1 protein-coding gene is annotated in these 249 nt (G+C 88.0%); it reads left to right on the top strand.

Going from position 1 to position 249, the window contains the following annotated elements:
• Nucleotides 1-249: hypothetical protein (locus G3N99_RS42545; RefSeq protein WP_241011642.1), on the top strand; the 249-nt coding region annotated here is incomplete at both ends.

Raw genomic sequence — 249 nt, 5'->3', positions numbered from 1 at the left:
CGGTCCCCGCATCCTTAAAAAAAAAAACCACCCCCCCCCCCCCCCCCCCCCCCCCCTCCCCACCCACCCCCCCCCCCACACCCCCCCCCCCCCCCCCCCCCCCTCCCCCCCCCCCCCCCCCCCCCACCCCCCCCCCCCCCCCCCCCCCCCCCACCCCCCCCCCCCCCCCCCCCCCCCCCCCCCCCCACCCCCCCCCCCCCTCACCCCCCCCCCCCCCCCCCCCCCCCACCCCCCCCCCCCACCCCCCCC

The organism is Burkholderia sp. Ac-20392, assembly GCF_017104585.1.
Taxonomy (GTDB): domain Bacteria; phylum Pseudomonadota; class Gammaproteobacteria; order Burkholderiales; family Burkholderiaceae; genus Burkholderia; species Burkholderia lata.
Note: the sequence above shows the minus strand (reverse complement) of the source record. Positions and strands in the feature narration are given on the sequence as shown.